15 protein-coding genes and 1 tRNA gene are annotated in these 17207 nt (G+C 57.4%); 12 read left to right on the forward strand and 4 right to left on the reverse strand.

What is annotated here, in order from left to right; all coding sequences use genetic code 11:
- Positions 1-455 precede the first annotated feature (455 nt).
- A complete protein-coding gene (locus tag B195_RS06930) occupies positions 456-1823 on the reverse strand; it encodes a heavy metal sensor histidine kinase (RefSeq protein WP_037001936.1) in 1368 nt (455 codons plus the stop codon).
- Complete coding sequence (locus B195_RS06935) at positions 1823-2503, reverse strand: heavy metal response regulator transcription factor (protein WP_003446663.1); 681 nt, start codon at positions 2501-2503, stop codon at positions 1823-1825. Before B195_RS06935 ends, B195_RS06930 begins: the two co-directional genes overlap by 1 nt.
- Before the next feature lie 149 nt (positions 2504-2652).
- On the opposite strand from B195_RS06935, the gene B195_RS06940 reads away from it, so the two are divergent.
- Positions 2653-3165, forward strand: a complete 513-nt coding sequence (locus B195_RS06940) for a plastocyanin/azurin family copper-binding protein (RefSeq protein WP_003446665.1) — start codon at positions 2653-2655, stop codon at positions 3163-3165.
- An 81-nt stretch (positions 3166-3246) separates the two neighbouring features.
- A complete protein-coding gene (gene queF / locus B195_RS06945; protein WP_003446667.1) occupies positions 3247-4077 on the forward strand; it encodes an NADPH-dependent 7-cyano-7-deazaguanine reductase QueF in 831 nt (276 codons plus the stop codon).
- 77 nt (positions 4078-4154) lie between these two features.
- Here queF and B195_RS06950 read toward each other — a convergent pair whose 3' ends face one another.
- Both B195_RS06950 and B195_RS06955 read right to left on the reverse strand, forming a co-directional pair.
- Positions 4155-4628, reverse strand: a complete 474-nt coding sequence (locus B195_RS06950; protein WP_003446668.1) for a peroxiredoxin — start codon at positions 4626-4628, stop codon at positions 4155-4157.
- 13 nt (positions 4629-4641) lie between these two features.
- Entirely contained in the window at positions 4642-5202 is a 561-nt protein-coding gene (locus B195_RS06955; protein ID WP_003446670.1) for a glycine cleavage system protein R, read from the reverse strand.
- Between the two features lie 326 nt (positions 5203-5528).
- Between B195_RS06955 and dapA the strand changes: the two genes are divergently transcribed.
- The 10 genes from dapA to B195_RS07005 all read left to right on the forward strand — a co-directional run bounded on the left by dapA (position 5529) and on the right by B195_RS07005 (position 17193).
- Entirely contained in the window at positions 5529-6407 is an 879-nt protein-coding gene (gene dapA, locus B195_RS06960) for a 4-hydroxy-tetrahydrodipicolinate synthase (RefSeq protein ID WP_003446672.1), read from the forward strand.
- Positions 6408-6424: 17 nt separating this feature from the next.
- On the forward strand, positions 6425-7540 hold the full coding sequence (bamC, locus tag B195_RS06965; protein WP_003446674.1) for an outer membrane protein assembly factor BamC: 1116 nt from the start codon (positions 6425-6427) through the stop codon (positions 7538-7540).
- A 4-nt stretch (positions 7541-7544) separates the two neighbouring features.
- Positions 7545-8303, forward strand: coding sequence for an MBL fold metallo-hydrolase (locus B195_RS06970; protein WP_003446676.1), 759 nt, complete (start codon positions 7545-7547; stop codon positions 8301-8303).
- Positions 8304-8331: 28 nt separating this feature from the next.
- Positions 8332-9045 carry a phosphoribosylaminoimidazolesuccinocarboxamide synthase gene (gene purC / locus B195_RS06975; protein ID WP_003446678.1) on the forward strand — a complete coding sequence of 238 codons (714 nt, stop codon included), beginning with the start codon at positions 8332-8334 and terminating at the stop codon, positions 9043-9045.
- 683 nt (positions 9046-9728) lie between these two features.
- Entirely contained in the window at positions 9729-10214 is a 486-nt protein-coding gene (locus tag B195_RS06980) for a CS1 type fimbrial major subunit (protein ID WP_003446680.1), read from the forward strand.
- Between the two features lie 154 nt (positions 10215-10368).
- Positions 10369-12879: a TcfC E-set like domain-containing protein gene (locus tag B195_RS06985; RefSeq protein WP_037001925.1), complete on the forward strand. Its 2511-nt coding sequence runs from the start codon at positions 10369-10371 to the stop codon at positions 12877-12879.
- A 146-nt stretch (positions 12880-13025) separates the two neighbouring features.
- Positions 13026-13769, forward strand: coding sequence for a molecular chaperone (locus B195_RS06990; protein WP_191985178.1), 744 nt, complete (start codon positions 13026-13028; stop codon positions 13767-13769).
- A complete protein-coding gene (locus B195_RS06995) occupies positions 13766-14977 on the forward strand; it encodes a hypothetical protein (protein ID WP_003446687.1) in 1212 nt (403 codons plus the stop codon). Before B195_RS06990 ends, B195_RS06995 begins: the two co-directional genes overlap by 4 nt.
- Before the next feature lie 196 nt (positions 14978-15173).
- A tRNA-Ser gene (locus B195_RS07000) sits at positions 15174-15263 on the forward strand.
- Between the two features lie 1180 nt (positions 15264-16443).
- Entirely contained in the window at positions 16444-17193 is a 750-nt protein-coding gene (locus tag B195_RS07005) for a pilus assembly protein (protein ID WP_037001927.1), read from the forward strand.
- Positions 17194-17207 lie beyond the last annotated feature (14 nt).

Raw genomic sequence — 17207 nt, forward strand, 5'->3', positions numbered from 1 at the left:
CGTACGGCCGTTCAATTTCCAGCCGTATCGCGCGGCGAAAATCCAGCTGGCCCATGGGCTGCGCTACTCCTGGCCGCCCTTGACCTGACCTGTAGGAGCGAGCTTTTTCTGAGTGCTGAAAAGCTCGCGAGCAAGCTCGCTCCTACAGTACGTACGAGCGTTCAATTTCCAGCCGTATCGCGCGGCGAAAATCCAGCCGGCCCACGCGCTGCGCTGCTCCTGACCGCCCTTGACCTGACCTGTAGGAGCGAGCTTGTCTCGCGAGCTCTTCCTGAGTGCTGAAAAGCTCGCTCCTACAGTACATACGGCCGCTCAATTCCCAGCCGTATCGCGCGGCGAAAATCCAGCCGGCCCATGGGCTGCGCTACTCCTGACCGCCCTTACCCTGACCTGTAGGAGCGAGCTTGCTCGCGAGCTCTTCCTGCGTGTTGAAAAGCTCGCTCCTACAGGAGGCGTCAGGTGCTCACGGCCTTGATAGCGGGCAGTTCAAGCACGAACCGTGTCACGCCTTCCTGGGCTTCACACCTGATCTGCCCGCCATGGGCGCGAATGATTGACTGGGTGATGGCCAGCCCCAGCCCCGCATGCTCGCTGCTGCCTTCGCGCCGTGCCGGATCGACCCGGTAGAAGCGATCAAACAGGCGTGGCAGCAACTCGGCAGCGATCCCAGCTCCGGTGTTTTCGATGCTGATGCGCACGTGGCTCGCCGTTTCTTCGATTAGCACCTTGATGGCTCCACCCCCCGGCGTGTAACGCAAGGCGTTATCCAGCAGGTTGGACAGCGCGCGGCGCAACATGCTGCGATCGCCTGCAATCTGTCCGTTTCCTTCGCGGGTCAAGGCTATTTGCGAGTCCTCGGCCAGCAGTGCATAAAACTCCAGTAAAGCGTCCACCTCGCGGCCCAGATCCAGCGGCTCGCGGCGCGGAGTGAGCAGGCCATGGTCAGCCTTGGCCAGATACAGCATGTCGTTGACCAGTTGTGCCATCCACTGCAGTTCTTCGAGGTTGCTGTGCAGGGCCTCGCGGTACTCATCGATGCCCCGGGGCCGGGTCAGGGTGACCTGGGTATGGGTCAGCAGGTTCGACAGCGGGGTCCGCAGTTCATGGGCAATATCGGCGGAGAACGCAGACAGTCGCTGAAATGAATCATCCAGCCGTTCCAGCATGGCGTTGAAGGCGCTGGCCAGTTCTGCCAGCTCGGCGGGCATCTGCTGCTGGGGCAGCCGTGCGTTGAGGGAGTCGGCCGAGACGCTGGCTGCAATCGCGCTCATGCGCCGCAACGGGCGCAGGCCGCTACGGGCAGCCCAGGCCCCCAGAATGGCGGTAGCCAGCGCCGAGAGGCCGACCGTCATCCAGATCAGGTGCTGCATGCGCTGCAGGAAGTGTTGATGGTGGGTGATGTCCAGCAGCAGTGTCAGGCGCGGTGCGTTTTGTGTGTCAGGAATCGGGTTCAGAACCCGGTAATCAATGCCGTTGATTTGCAGGCTGCCAAGCCCGGGGCGCACAGCAAGCTGTTCCGGCAAACTTGGCGCGCTGTCAAACCACAGGTGCCCGTCCGGGCCGCGCACCCGCACCGTCAGGTCTGGTTGCTGGTTGAGGTGCAGGAGCAGGGCGGGCAGGCGCCGGGTGAAACCTTCCAGGGTGTCGGCGCCTTGCAGGGTGTCGCGCAGCACGGTGAGGCGGCTTTCCATCAGCTGTTGGTCGAGTTCGACGAAATGTACCTCGCTGGCGCGCCCGAACAGCACCCCGGCAAACAGTGAAACCACCGCCGTGCAGCCGGCAAACAGCAGGGCCAGGCGGCTGCTCAGGGACAGGCGACGGATCACGGAGCACGCTCTTCCAGCACGTAACCCATGCCGCGCACGGTGTGGATCAGTTTGTGTTCATGGCTGTCATCGATTTTCAGGCGCAGGCGGCGTATCGCGACTTCGATAACGTTGGTGTCGCTGTCGAAATTCATGTCCCACACTTGTGAGGCGATCAGGGACTTGGGCAGTACTTCTCCCTGGCGTCGCATCAGCAACTCCAGCAGGGCGAACTCTTTGGCGGTGAGGTCGATGCGCTGGCCATTGCGCTCAACCCGGCGCCGGATCAGGTCCAGGCGCAGGTCGGCCAGTTGCAGGTGGGTCTCTTGCGTGGTGCTGCTGCCGCGGCGCAGCAAGCTGCGCACCCGGGCCAGCAGCTCGGAAAAGGCGAAGGGCTTGACCAGATAATCGTCTGCCCCCAGTTCCAGACCGTGCACGCGGTCTTCGACGGCGTCGCGGGCGGTCAGGAACAGCACCGGCATGTCCAACCCCGCACTGCGCACCGCTTGCAGTATTTGCCAGCCGTCACGGCCCGGGAGCATTACATCGAGAATCAGCAATGAGTAATCGCCGGTCAGGGCCAGGTGCTGGCCGGTGATGCCGTCAGCGGCCAGTTCGGTGGTAAACCCGGCTTCGCTCAAGCCCTGGCGCAGGTACTGGCCGGTTTTGGCCTGGTCTTCGACTATCAGCAATTTCATCGGTGGCTCATCACAAAAATATCCTCAGCCTTATACATTGGCCTTGGGCGGGCAGGGGCAAGCTGACAAAGTTGTAATCTTACGGTCAGTTGAATGCCAGCGGCGCAGTTCTAAAGTCGTTGAAAATTTGTACATTCCCGGGAGTCAGTATGACTGCGCGTAACCGTTTGGCCCTCGCGGGTTGTTTATTGATGTTGAGCGTGCCGGTGCTGGCAGCGCCTGCCGGCCATTTTGATTTTGGTCAGCCGGCCCCGGCCGCCAGTGCCACGCGCACCGTGCAAGTGGATATGACCGATATTGCCTTCACTCCCACATCACTGGACGTGAAAGCAGGGGAGACCGTGCGTTTTGTACTGGTCAATAAAGGGCAGTTGTTGCACGAATTCAACCTGGGCAATGCAGCCATGCACGGGGCGCACCAGAAAGAAATGCTCGCAATGCAGCAAAGCGGCATGCTCACGCCGACCGGGATGAGTCACGCCGGCATGGACCACGGCGCCATGGGCATGCAGCACGACGACCCCAACAGTGTGCTGGTCGGGCCGGGTAAAACTGCCGAGCTGACCTGGACCTTCAGTCGCGCCGACAACCTGGAGTTTGCCTGCAATGTGCCCGGTCACTACCAGGCCGGAATGGTCGGCAAGGTCAAAGTTGAGCCTTAATCAGCCCTGATCGTCTGCTGGCGCTGAAAGCCTGGCGTAAACCCGATAGAATTGCCGGGTTTTTCTAGCCAGGTTTTTGTCATGCATCCCGCAGCCGAACATTCGCCGCTGGGCAAGTCCAGTGAATACATCAGTACCTACACCCCGTCCTTGCTGTTCCCTATCCCGCGTGCGGCGAAATGGGCCGAGCTGGGGCTCAGCGCCGAGACCCTGCCGTATGTCGGGGTGGACTTCTGGAATTGCTTCGAGCTCTCATGGTTGTTGCCGTCAGGCAAGCCGGTGGTGGCCATTGGCGAGTTCTGCTTTGCCGCCGATTCGCCGAACATCGTCGAGTCCAAGTCTTTCAAGCTGTACCTGAACTCGCTCAATCAGAGCGTTTTCGCCGATACACCAAGCCTGGTGCAGACGTTGCAGGCAGATTTGTCAGCCGCATCCGGCAAGCCCGTCGGCGTGCGCGTGCGTAGCCTGGATGAGGTTCAGGCAGATGGCACCGGGGTTTTGCCCGGTCTGTGTATCGATGATCTGGACATCAGTGTCAGCGATTACCAGCAGCCGCGACCTGAATTGCTCAAGTGCGATGAGACGCGGGTGATCGAAGAAAGCGTCTACAGCCACCTGCTCAAATCCAACTGCCCGGTCACCAGTCAGCCTGACTGGGGCACAGTGGTGGTGGAGTACCGTGGAGCGGCACTGGATCACGCCAGTTTGCTGGCGTATCTGGTGAGCTTCCGTCAGCACTCGGATTTCCATGAGCAATGCGTGGAGCGGATTTTTCTCGACCTGCAGCGTTTGCTCAAGCCGGAAAAATTGACCGTCTATGCGCGCTATGTGCGTCGTGGCGGGCTGGATATCAACCCGTACCGCAGTACCGAAGCGGTCGAATTCCAGAACCTGCGGCTGGTACGTCAGTAAGGTCCTGTGACCCTGCAGGGGCGAGCTTTTGATCTTTTAAAAGATCGCGAGGCAAGCTCGCTCCTGCTGCGGGAGTATCAGGCCTGGTTCAGCGCCCTGGCCTGTTCCAGCACTGCTTCAACATGGCCGGGCACTTTCACGCCGCGCCATTCGTGACGCAACACGCCGTTCTTGTCGATCAGGAACGTGCTGCGGTCCACGCCCAGGTATTCCTTGCCGTACAGCTTCTTCAGCTTGATCACGTCAAACAGCTGGCACAGGGCTTCGTCCTTGTCGCTCAGCAATTCGAACGGAAAACCCTGCTTGGCCTTGAAGTTCTCATGGGACTTGAGGCTGTCGCGCGACACGCCAAACACTTCGGTGTTGGCCGCCTGGAATTCGGCGTAGTGGTCACGAAAGCCCTGGCCTTCAGTGGTGCAGCCCGGCGTGCTGTCCTTGGGGTAAAAGTAAATCACCACCTGCTTGCCCTTGAGTGCCGCCAGACTGACGGTTTGCTCACTGGTAGCCGGGATCTGGAAGTCGCCTACGGGTTGGTCAATTGCAACGGCCATGGGGGGAGCTTCCTTACATTGGGTTTTGTGGGCGCCAGGGTTCGATCAGCGCATCGAGGTTCAGCGCGTCGGCGAAGTCCAGGAACTGATCGCGCAACCAGCTGATCTGGATACCGGCCGGCAAGGTCACGGTGAAAGTTGCGTTGAGCATGGTGCCGCCGGTTTGCGGCGCCTGATAGGTGTCGCAGGTCAGGTTTTCAAGTTCGACGTTGTGGTCCATGAAGAACTGGCACAGCTCGTTGATGATGTCCGAGCGGTAGGCCGAGCTGACATAGGCCACGTACGGCAGCGCCTGCGGGCGGGTCTCAAGGGCGGCACTGCGCACCACATTGACGCTGAACGCGTGTTTTTTGGCCAGTGCGGGCAAGCCGGCTTCAAGGCGGGCCAGGGCATCCCAGCTGCCAGTGATTTCCAGAACCAGTGCGCTGCATTCGCCGTGGCGAGTGAGGCGGGAGGTCACGACGGCGCAGCGATTTTCATGGCTGGCGCGGCACAGGACGTTAGTCAGCTCCATTGGGTTGGCGCCAAGGGCACTGATGACAAGGAATTGTTCGCGGACTGTGGGGGTGGACATGCAACCTTCCTAAAGCGATGAGCGGTCAGTACGGTGGATGAATGCGTCGCGACTAGCAGGCTCTCAACAAATGCCTGAACCCTGCCAATACGCCGTCGTAGACAGTCTGCAGGCTCTGCAAACCGCTCCTGGCGGTGTTTGGGGCGGGCTTTTGGCGGTGGATAAAGACCTGTGAAACAGCCTTGCGCACTCATCAGTACCAATCAAAGGCTGAAGGGTAGCGAAAAGCAGCGCCAAGGGGAATGCTCATCGGGCGCGCTGTTGCTTGTGCAAGGGTCATGGCGCCAGTACCATTACGGCTCTCTTTTTCCGGCAGGAGCGGTTGCATGATTGCGGGCAGTATGGTGGCACTGGTCACACCTATGGATGCACAAGGCCGTCTGGACTGGGACGCACTGCGCAAACTGGTGGACTTTCACCTGCAAGAGGGCACCAACGCCATTGTTGCCGTTGGCACTACAGGTGAATCGGCAACGCTCGATGTGAACGAACACATTGAAGTGATTCGTCACGTGGTCAAACAGGTGGCAGGACGTATCCCGGTCATTGCCGGCACGGGCGCCAACTCGACGCGTGAAGCGATCGAGCTGACCACCAATGCCAAGGCTGCCGGCGCCGATGCGTGCCTGCTGGTCACACCGTATTACAACAAGCCGACCCAGGAAGGGCTGTACCAGCACTTCAAGGCCATCGCCGAAGCGGTCGACATCCCGCAGATCCTCTACAACGTGCCGGGCCGTACCGCCTGCGACATGCTGCCGGCCACGGTTGTGCGCCTGTCGAGCGTGCCGAACATCATCGGCATCAAGGAAGCCACCGGCGACCTGTCGCGCGTCACTGCCATCCTGGCCGGTGTCAGCGATGACTTCCTGGTGTACTCCGGTGATGACGCCACCGCAGTCGAGCTGATCCTGCTCGGCGGCAAGGGCAATATCTCGGTGACCGCCAACGTCGCCCCGCGTGCCATGAGCGAACTGTGCGCCGCTGCGATGCGTGGTGACGCCGTCACCGCCCGCGCGATTCACGAAAAGCTGATGCCGCTCAATAAAACCCTGTTTATCGAATCCAACCCTATCCCCGTGAAATGGGCGCTGCATGAAATGGGCTTGATGCCGGACGGTATCCGTCTGCCGCTCACCTGGCTCAGCGCACCCTGCCACGAACCGCTGCGTCAGGCCCTGCGCCAGTCCGGTGTTTTGGTTTAATTGAGGAAGCATTACGCATGAAGCGATTGGCCGGACTTTCCGCACTAGCCGTGATTATTTCGAGCACCAGCGGCTGCGGTTGGCTGTGGGGTCCAGACGGGTACTTCCGGGACCGTGGCAGCGACTATCTGGAGGCGCAACAAACCGCTCCAATGAAACTGCCGCCAGGTGTAGTGACTGACAAGCGCCTTGTGCCGCTGTTGCCGATCCCGAGCAACGTGCCCGATGACACCGTCAAGGGCGAGTTCGAGGTTCCGCGGCCATTGCCGCTGGCGACAGTTGCCGGTGCCAGCGACTACACCCTGCAAAGAAGCGGCGACAGCCGTTGGGTGATGGCGCAGCACGTACCGTCAGAAGTCTGGCCGGTAGCGATGCAGTTCTTCCAGGACAACGGCTTCCGTATCGATGAGCAGCGCCCGCAAACCGGCGAGTTCACCACCACCTGGCAGCGCGCTGACGAACTGTCCGCGCCAATGGCTCGCCACCTCGGCACCAGTGGCCTGGCAGCTGACAGCGAAACCCGCGTGCGGGTCCGTATCGAGCCGGGCGTACAGCGCAACACCAGCGAAATTTATGTGGTGAGCGCCAATCGTCCAGCCGGCAGCACCGCCAACGTCGATTTCGGCCAGCGTTCGGTCAATACCGGCCTGGACGCGGCACTGGTGGACGAAATGCTCATCAGCATGAGCCGCAGCGCCGAGAAGGGCGGTTCGGTTTCGTTGCTCGCAGCACGTGATTTTGACACCCCGACCCGCGTCAGCCTGAGCGAAGACGGCAGTGGCAACCCGGTATTGAGCCTGACCGAAGACCTCGATCGTGCCTGGTCCGGCGTAGGTCGCGCACTTGAACAGGGCGAGTGGCGGGTTGAAGATATCAACCGCACCTTGGGCCTGTACTACATCAACCTGGCCGAAAAAGCCGAGAAGAAGGACGAGAAACCCGGTTTCTTCTCCAGCCTTTTCGGCAGCAAACCTGCCAAGGAAGAAGTGGAAGCCCGCGCCCAGCGCTATCAGGTTCGCCTGAGCAAGGTCGGGGACAGCGTGCAGGTGACTGTCGAAGAAAACATCAACAAGGTTGCACCGCCAGAAGTGGCGCGCAAAGTGTTGGGCGTTATTCAAGACAACCTGGGCTGATCCTGTGCGTTTTGCCGTTCTCGGTAGTGGTAGCCAAGGGAATGGCACGCTGGTAGCCAGCGACAGCACCTGTGTACTGGTGGATTGCGGTTTCTCGTTGCGGGAAACCGAACGCCGCCTGGTGCGTCTGGGTATCAGCCCGCACCAGCTGAGCGCGATTCTGGTCACCCACGAACATGCTGATCATGTGCATGGCGTGGGGATGCTGTCCCGGCGCTACAATGTGCCGGTGTACATGAGTCGTGGTACCCAGCGCGGGATGCGCAAGCCGCTTGAACCTGCCGGCTTCGTGGCAGGTGGCGAAACGTTGCAGATCGGTGCCTTGACCATCAGCGTGACCCTGGTTGCCCATGATGCCCAGGAACCCACCCAATACGTATTCAGTGACGGCAAGCGGCGTTTCGGCCTGCTGACCGACCTGGGTTCGTACTGCGATGGCGTACTGGACAGCTATCGCGGCCTGGACGCGTTGATGATCGAGGCCAACCATTGCCGCGACCTGCTCGCCCGTGGTCACTACCCCTGGTTTCTCAAACAACGGGTAGGTGGTCAGGAAGGACATTTGAACAACCACCAGGCCGCAAGCCTGGTGGCCGAGTTGGGCTGGAAACACCTGCAACACCTGGTACTGGCCCACCTCAGCAGCAAGAACAACCTGCCGCAGCTGGCCCGGCAATGTTTTGTCGACACCCTCGGGTGCGACCCGGACTGGCTGCAACTGGCCGATCAAGATTCAGGGCTCGACTGGCGCACAATCGCCTAGCCCACCTACTTAGCATGCGGAGCCCATCATGGAAAAACGTGAAGAACTCTATCGCGGTAAAGCGAAATCGGTTTACACAACTGACGACGCCAACCGCTTGATCCTGTTGTTTCGCAACGACACCTCAGCGTTCGACGGCAAGCGCATCGAACAGCTGGACCGCAAAGGCATGGTGAACAACAAGTTCAACGCCTTCATCATGCAGAAACTCGAAGAAGCCGGCGTGCCGACCCAATTCGACAAACTGCTGGGCGATAACGAATGCCTGGTGAAAAAACTCGACATGATTCCGGTCGAGTGCGTTGTGCGTAACTACGCGGCCGGCAGTCTGGTCAAGCGTCTGGGTGTGGAAGAGGGCATGAAGCTCAACCCTTACACCTTTGAGCTGTTCCTCAAGGACGACGCCAAGGGCGACCCGTTCATCAACGAATCCCACGTCGTGGCGTTCGGTTGGGGCACTGCCGAGCAACTGGTGCGCATGAAAGAACTGTCGCTCAAGGTCAATGAAGTGCTGAACAAGCTGTTCGATGACGCCGGCCTGCTGCTGGTGGACTTCAAGCTCGAGTTCGGCGTATTCCACGACGGCAGCATCGTGCTGGGTGACGAATTCAGTCCGGACGGCTGCCGTCTGTGGGACAAGGCCACCGGCAAGAAGATGGACAAGGACCGCTTCCGTCAGGGTCTGGGCGACGTGATCGAAGCCTACGAAGAAGTTGCACAGCGCCTCGGCGTCCCGCTTTAAGCGGTCATGAAGCGCCTGGAGGCGGGTTCGCGCAACCGCCTCTGCCAGAGCCTCACGCCGACAGTGCAAGCTGTCGGTTAGAGGCGCGGCGTACGCCAGGTACGCCGTCGCCTGGCAATGCAATCCAACCGCTGTTCCGGACACAAATCGCAACCGCAATCACAAGCCAAAAGGCAGTGCAGGCTACAGGCGAATCATCCGCGCCAGGCACAGGCTGGTTTGCCTCCGTACTTCCTGTCGTGGAGCGCAAACCTTCAATGCGCATCAATCTGACGACCCGATATCTCTCTTCAGTGACTCGCCGAGCTCTGCTCTCAGGCGTCGAAGTCCTCCCCTTGCTGTGTCTTCCTGCGTTCGCATAAAGGCTGTCTGTCGATACGCCGAGACGTGCTGCCCCATCAGCGATCTGCTGCGCGCAGGTATATCCTGCAATAACTTCTGGCTTCCCGCGTTTTATCAAAACGCAGGTTTATTTTTACACCAGAAGAAGTATCAATACTTTTAGGTGGACTAAAGGCATCAGGAATATCAGGGGTATTCGGAGTATTCCGATATAACGATTAGGAATGTTTCGTTAAGGTTACTGCTCGTTGCGCGACATGCTTGGTTGGGCCGGTCGGGGCACGAATATTAAGTATTTTTAAGTAATCTAAGGCGTAATACGTCTCGGCTCGGAAGTCTCTATGTCCCTTTTCAAAAAAACTATTCTGACGCCCTTTGTACTTGCTGTCGGGGTATTGAGTGTTCAGGCCCATGCTGCACCGATCAATCATACGGTTCAGTTGTCTTCCTTCGTTCCGACAGCAGATTTTTATGTATTGCCAAGTGACAGCAGCTGGATCGGCGAGACTCAGGCGCTTTCTTACAATATAAACACTCAAGAAATGGCTTCATTGGTTAAAACATTTGACGCTGTTCATTCTGCAGGCTCAATCAGTGCACAACTGTTGGCCCCGGCTTACTTGGCTGCGGGTGCCAATAGTGTTGTTCTGGATGTCAAGTTCAACGGCAAGTCGTTGACCACTACCGCCCAGACGGTACTCACCGCAGCCGAAGCAGCTACTGTAAAAGTAGTGAATCTGGAAATTATACCGACCAGGCCGGCAACCGGCTATGAGTCGGGTAGCTATCTGGGCAATGTCCAATTGTCTTTTGATGCCGTCATCTAAGTTCAAGTTGTTGAGCATCGGTTGTATGGCTTGTTGCGCGATCACGTAATCGGTCAGTACCGGTGCGGGCAGTAAGCGACTGATTGACTCTCTCCGACATCGTGTGCAGCGCATGTCGGAGTTTTTTTTGCCGCTATAAGCAAGGTGTTACGGAGTGAGTCGGTATACTGATTTGTCATTGGCTATTGCCTTTGCAAGTGCTGCAAGTTTTTGCCAGGCTTCCATCGCAGCAACACCTAGTTATACCACTTTGCTGGTTCAGGCAGACGGGTTGCCTAAAGAGTTTCACGAGCATTTCTTTGACGTGCCATTGGCCGTACGGGTAATGCTTGATAATCAAGTTCTGGGTGAGGCCATGGTGGTTCTAAACCGGGACGAGCGCATGACGCTTATCGAGTTTACGGATACCCGTGACAGCGACATTAGTCCGGCCGAACGTGAAGTCTGGCAACTGCTGTTACAGCAAGGTGTCGTACTGGGTCCCTGTGCAAGTCAGTGTGCAGAAGATCTGTTGGCTGTGCATTACAGCCTCAACAACTCAGAAGTCTCGATACTTACCGGCAAAACCGAGCGCAAAACCATCGAATCCGAACACTACGCCCAACCCCAGGGCGGTAGCAGGGGGTTGATGCTGAGTAATCAATTGAACCTGTCTGGCGGGCAGGGCCAGGATCTCGCTGCGCACCTGGGACTAGGGGCCGTCTCAAGCCTGGGCAACTGGACCCAGACTGTCAGAGGCCAGCTTAGCAAGATGGGGGGGGACGAAAACCAGCTGATGCACTCAGTGTACGAACTGCATAGCCAAAGGGAGTGGCGCGACAACTTTCTGCGCCTGGGGTACTTCACCCCGGAGTCGGTGGGTCTCAGCCGTCAGCCGCGTACATTTGGTAACAGCCCCGACACAACCCTGGGCGTCATGCTGGGCAGTTCCGACAGTCTGGCCAAAGGTGGACTGCAACCTTCTGTCTACCCGGTTTTTGTGACTGCCAATCGTGAAGCAACCGTAGAAATTTACCGTAATGGCGTTCTGATCAACAGTCAGCAAGTTGCGCCAGGTCTGCAGGCCCTTGATACGCGCCCTCTGCCAGGTGGCATCTACGATATTGAAGTCAGACTTATCGAAGACGGCATAGTCACCTCCACGAGCGATGAGTTGGTGTACAAGCCCAGCAATTGGAGCAATACCAGCCAGCGCTGGCGCTATAACGTGTTTTTTGGTCGAGAGACCAGCCTGCTGAGCAACTGGGACAAGCAGGAAGATGGCGACACCACCGTCGGTACTGCGGTCAACTATCTGTTACACCCTCGGGCAGTGGTCGGTGTTTCGGCACGCCAGACCAAAGGGCAGAATCAACTCGGCACTTCTCTGGATCTCGGCCTGGCAAGCCGCACGAGTCTGTACACCAGTGTGTATCGCAGCCAGGACCACGGCACGGGAATGGAGGTGCAAGCGCTGCACAGTTACAGTTCGGGCAGTGTCGTTGCCAGCCACAATCGTAGCTGGCTGGACACGCGCAACACGTGGGAAACCCTCCTTGACGGCAGCCGGGTACGTCAACGCTCCCCCTATAACGGCAACGTCAGCAATTCGGCGCTGAGTATCAGCCACCGCCTGCAAGGGCATAACAGTGTTAACGCCCGAATATCCCATAGCGAAGGCCAGATAAGCGGCATTAGCCTGGACCTGGGATGGATGCGTACGACTCAATTGTTCGCCAATGACATTAACTGGCGGTTCTCTGTATTTGACCGGGCTGCTGCTGTCAGTAGCGGCAATCAGCGTAATCGCGGTTTCGATCTGAGCTTCAACATGGCGCTTGGAGAAGCCAGCAAGCGTATGACCGCCAGTGTCGGCTCCCGCGCTTCGCGTAGCGGTGATACAGATCGCAATGCCTCCCTCGGCTATCAGCAAAACTTTGAAACGGGCACGGTGCGCAGTGTCCGCGGCTCCGTGCAGACTGACACTTATGGTGTCGGGCTGGCCGGCAGTGCGCAGTTTGAAGGTCGCTATGCCTCTGGCGATGTGCAAGTGCAGCGCTCGTCTTACAGCCGGGGAGTGTCGGGCAGCCTGAACCTGACGAGCAGCCTGGTAGTGGGGGCCGGCAACATTGCCTTGAGCGGCCAGCAGGCGGGCAATCAGGCCAGCATGATTATCGATGTGGAGTCGGATATTGACGATCTGGAGCTGCGGGCTGACGACCTGAGTGGCAGCGGTACGATTCTGCGCCCGGGCCGCAACGTGATTCCTGTCAGTGCTTATCGCGACGGCGTAGTCCAGCTCGACTTCCTTGGCGTCGACGCGCCAGCGGCAACCATTCGGCCTGCCCGCGCCCGCTATCACTTGAACAAAGGCGGCGTGGCTTACCAGCGCGTCAGCGTCATCAATACCCTGACCCTGTTAGGCCGTGTGGTGGATGCTGATGGCCTGCCACTGAAAGGACATCACGTAATCAACCACGCCAGCCGTGGCGTAACCGAGGTAGACGGGTTCTTCTCCATGGAGCTCAGTGCTGACACCCCGACCCTTGAAATCGTTCGTGGCGAGCGTGTGCTGTGCCGGTTTGATCTTGACCCCAAGGTTCTGAAGCTCGAAGGCGATGTTCTGATGGCTGGCGACCTGCGCTGTGTCGAGGGCTCGATGGCCGGAAAACTGGCGCACAACTGACGCCAAAACCACTGGACCAGACCTCATAAATCCAAGGCCGCTGCCACAGTCTTAAGCGGCTTCACATTCAAATGTTGAACGCCGGCGGTGACATTTTGTTTATCAAAGCGCTGATGGTCGCCGGCTTTTTACCGAGGATCTCCTTCGTGCATAAATTTTTATACCTGCTGGGCCTGGGCCTGTTTGCGTCGACGGTCCAGGCAGGGCCCAGTATCAACATCGGCACCATCTATGACTATATGGCCTCCGACAAGAGCTCGTATCTCAAGCGCATCAATAACGTCGGTGACAGCACGGCCTTTGTGCGAGTCAATATTTACGAAATGACCTTTGATGCCGACGGCAAGGCGACTGAAACCGCGCTGGACAACCAGGGGCCCTTGAGCGCAGAGCGCAAAGGTTTGGTGGCGAGCCCGGCGCGACTGATTATCCCTGGCAAGGGGATGCAAGGTACCCGGCTGCTCTATCTGGGGAATCGGGATGTGGAGCGTTACTATCGTGTGCGATTTGTTCCGGTCGTTCCTGAAAAGGAAGACCAGTTTGCGGTGCCCGAGGAGGAGCGCAAAGCCTATAAAAACTCGATGTCGGCCGGCGTTAATATACTGACCGGTTACGGCTCTGTGTTTTTCGTCAGGCCGGAAAATACCCGGTTCACTACCCGGGTCCACAACAGCGCTATTGAATACCGCGTTGAGAATGCGGGAAACAGCACCATAGAACTGGATGGGTTCAAAGACTGCTCGATGAGCCAGGCCACTGACTGCAAGGCCACCCGCAAGATTCATCTGCGGCCCGGGAAAGACTTTGCGTTCAACAAAGAGCCCGGGCGAACATATTCGTATAACTTGATAGAGGGTGGTGCCTCGAAAAAAGTGGATGTGAAGCCATGAAGATGCTCGCGATAGCCAGGTTTTCCTGCGCGCTGGCGCTGGTGCTGAATTCCACTTTCAGTTGGGCAGAATCGATCGATATTACGGCAGTCTTCACCCCGGACCCAAGGAATCCGGGTAACACTAAATTCATTAATACAACACCGGACACGGGGCATTGTTTAAATATTGCATGTGCTGCCGGGCGTCATAGTCTTGCCCCGAAAATTAAAACCCTGCCCGCTGACATAAAGGCCAATGCCGCGGATTTGCGCCAATCAGCCTTGTTTAAAATGCCAACAGAGATCAAGAATGTAACCATTGTATCTACGGATGGCCAAACCCAGCAGCTGGGATTCCAGATAGTCGGGGCTGGAGCGCGCCTCCAGTTCAATAAAAGTGTTGGTGCCATAAGCGGGGGCGGGCACGCTGACATTTGGGTGGGCGGCTCGTGGTTGTATGCGGGTGCTGGAGGATGCTCGGGTACTGGCTATTCCAGGCTGTCGACTACCTTCTATAGCTTTTTCTGGGGCGTTGGCCCGCCAGCCAACTGCGGGAGAATATCCAGGTTTGATCTGGAAGATTTCCGCTACGAAAATTTCACCTTAATATATCAGCTCATCACCCCAAACCCTCTTTCAATGAAGTCAGGGGTATATCGGGGGCAACTTGATCTTTCGGTAGGTCCCGGAGGTGATTTGGACTTCGGTGACGTCATGTTGCCTGATGATGACCGCCTGACCTTGAATTTTATACTTGAAGTTTCTCATGTACTGCAGGTGGCATTTCCTGCGGGCTCGCAACATTTAGCATTGGTACCTCAAGGTGGTTGGCAGCAATGGTTGGAGCGTGGTCGGCGCCCGGAGAAATTGTCGGCAGTGCAAAATTTTTCACTCTGGTCATCCATGCCATTCAAAATGCTGCTCCAGTGTCAATATTCCGTTGGTAATCAGTGCGCACTGGAAAATGAAGTGGGTCATCAAGTGGCGGTAGACACTCGGGTTACGTTGCCCCCGGGTTTTTCCACCTATATGGCCGGGGGGCCTGTTAAAGACCTTCCACTGAGCAGCAGCACACCGACTGTCATTGATGTCACCCAGTACATGGATAACGCCAGGGGCAGTCTTGATTTTGCAATTGATCGCGACGGGGTGGAGAAGATGATCGTACATGCCGGGAGCCGGTACAAAGGCGATGTAACAGTGATCTGGGATGGTGACATCCCTTAGGTTCTGGCAAGGCTGCTGCCAGTAAAATCAACAAAGAACGCTTCCATCAGGGGTTGGGCGACTTTATCCAGGCCCGTGAAGAAATTGCGTGGCGCAGGGTTTTGAGCTCCAAAGGCGTGCAAGTAATTGATAGCAGGCATTTTTTTGAAATAAGGCTTTGCCAGAAAGATAAACCGCTGTTATGATGCGCGCCGTTGGAGAGATGCCAGAGTGGCCGAATGGGACGGATTCGAAATCCGTTGTACTGGCGACAGTACCTAGGGTTCGAATCCCTATCTCTCCGCCATTATTGAACAAGACGAAGCCCCTGAAATGGTCAAGCATTTCAGGGGCTTTTTCGTTGTGCCCGGGAATCGCCGGCAAGCCGGCTCCCACAGTAGGGGCAAGCGTGCTGGCGGTGCCTGAACCCAGCCCCTGGCCCTTATCTGTAGGAGCCAGCTTGCTGGCGATGGCAGCGCTGCAACCCCGTGGCCCTTGCGGTCAATCAGACAAAGCCCGACCTGAACTCGCCCCCCCCCGTACCTGTAGGAGCCAGCTTGCTGGCGATGGCAACACTACGTTCCGCCAAGCAACCCCGTGACCCCTGCGGTCAATCAGACAAAGCCCGACCTGAACCCGCCCCCCATACCTGTAGGAGCCAGCTTGCTGGCGATGGCAACACTGCGGTTCGCCAAGCACCCCCGTGGCCCCTGCGGTCAAACAGACAAAGCCCGACCTGAACCCGCTCCGCTTACCTGTAGGAGCCAGCTTGCTGGCGATGGCAACACTGCGATCCGCCAAGCAACCCCGTGGTCCCTGCGGTCAAACAGACAAACCCCGAACTGAACCCGACCCCCTACCTGTAGGAGCCAGCTTGCTGGCGATGGCAACACTGCGGTTCGCCAAGCACCCCCGTGGCCCCTGCGGTCAAACAGACAAAGCCCGACCTGAACCCGCTCCGCTTACCTGTAGGAGCCAGCTTGCTGGCGATGGCAACACTGCGATCCGCCAAGCAACACCGTCGCCCCTGCGGTCAAGCAGGCAAAGTCCTAAATGAACCCTGCTCTCTGTAGGAGCCAGCTTGCTGGCGATGTGTGTCTTGTCATGCGTAGCCCGGGCAATGAGGCGTCTACTACGGCGCTGCAGGCTGGTCTAGAGGTGTTGGCAGGATGAACTGTTTCAGCATCCTATTTTATTGGGTTTTTTTCAGATTTTAGGAGTTTTCCGATTTTTCGGAGTGGTGGGCGTCTATAAGATTCGCCCTCGTCAACAGCGCAGTTACAACAGGTAACACTCACGGGCTGCTGATTGAATGTTTAACGCGACTTGTCAGTTTTAGTGATTCTCAAACTAATAATAAAAAAACGACAACCTGGGGCGGCCTGATTTTTATTCGGCCAAGAGTTGCTGTCGTATAACGATGTTGATTAATTGAGTCGGGCATATACCCGGGTTGTTTAGTTGGTGAGTTAATTAGTGAGAAATCGATGAAAAAGGTAATGCTGGCTTTTGCATGTTGTGTAGGGTTTTCATTGTCGTCGGTACAGGCGGCAGCCCCTAAAATTAGTGTCGGTTCAATGTTTGATTATATTGATTCCGATAAAGGCACTTTGCTCAAGCGTATTCGTAACAGTGGTGACGCCACGGCGTTTGTCCGGGTAGAGATCAGTGAGATTGTCTACGGCGCAGATAACAAGCCGGTTGAGCGAGCCGTTGAAAATGTGCGTTTGGGTGAGGATAAAGATGGTCTGGTAGCCAGTCCGGCGCGCTTGATTATTCCGGCGAACGGTCAGCAGGCAGCACGACTGCTTTATTCCGGTGATCGCACCCGGGAAAGGTATTACCGGGTGCGCTATGTGCCGGCAATGCCAGAGAAGTCGGATGACTTCGCGTTGTCAGCTGAAGAGCGTATTAAGTATGAAAAAGAGTTGTCTGCGGGTGTAAGTATCATGACCGGCTTCGGCACGATCATCATCGTGCATCCGTCCGCTGCGCAGTATGCAACGGACATTGAAGAAACGGCGGATAGCTATGTCGTGCGTAATAACGGCAATAGTACTGTTGTGCTGGATGACTTCAAGGCGTGTGGTGCCAAAGGCAAGGATTGCCAGTTGGGGCGACAAATACATTTGCTGCCACAGCGCAGTGAAACATTGAGCCGGTCAGAGCAACATACCTACGAATTCAAACTTATCGAAGGGAGCCTGGATAAACCGGTTCGCTTGGGTTTTAAATAAATGCAATACCCCTT

It is taken from the genome of Pseudomonas sp. Lz4W (assembly GCF_000346225.2).
In the GTDB taxonomy this organism is placed as follows: Bacteria; Pseudomonadota; Gammaproteobacteria; order Pseudomonadales; family Pseudomonadaceae; genus Aquipseudomonas; species Aquipseudomonas paraversuta.

Coding starts and splice junctions, on each gene's coding strand:
- B195_RS06935 (WP_003446663.1), bottom strand. CDS start 2,503: ATGAAATTGCTGATAGTCGAAGACCAGGCCAAAACCGGCCAGTACCTG.
- B195_RS06940 (WP_003446665.1), top strand. CDS start 2,653: ATGACTGCGCGTAACCGTTTGGCCCTCGCGGGTTGTTTATTGATGTTG.
- queF (WP_003446667.1), top strand. CDS start 3,247: ATGCATCCCGCAGCCGAACATTCGCCGCTGGGCAAGTCCAGTGAATAC.
- B195_RS06950 (WP_003446668.1), bottom strand. CDS start 4,628: ATGGCCGTTGCAATTGACCAACCCGTAGGCGACTTCCAGATCCCGGCT.
- B195_RS06955 (WP_003446670.1), bottom strand. CDS start 5,202: ATGTCCACCCCCACAGTCCGCGAACAATTCCTTGTCATCAGTGCCCTT.
- dapA (WP_003446672.1), top strand. CDS start 5,529: ATGATTGCGGGCAGTATGGTGGCACTGGTCACACCTATGGATGCACAA.
- bamC (WP_003446674.1), top strand. CDS start 6,425: ATGAAGCGATTGGCCGGACTTTCCGCACTAGCCGTGATTATTTCGAGC.
- purC (WP_003446678.1), top strand. CDS start 8,332: ATGGAAAAACGTGAAGAACTCTATCGCGGTAAAGCGAAATCGGTTTAC.
- B195_RS06980 (WP_003446680.1), top strand. CDS start 9,729: ATGTCCCTTTTCAAAAAAACTATTCTGACGCCCTTTGTACTTGCTGTC.
- B195_RS06995 (WP_003446687.1), top strand. CDS start 13,766: ATGAAGATGCTCGCGATAGCCAGGTTTTCCTGCGCGCTGGCGCTGGTG.
- B195_RS07005 (WP_037001927.1), top strand. CDS start 16,444: ATGAAAAAGGTAATGCTGGCTTTTGCATGTTGTGTAGGGTTTTCATTG.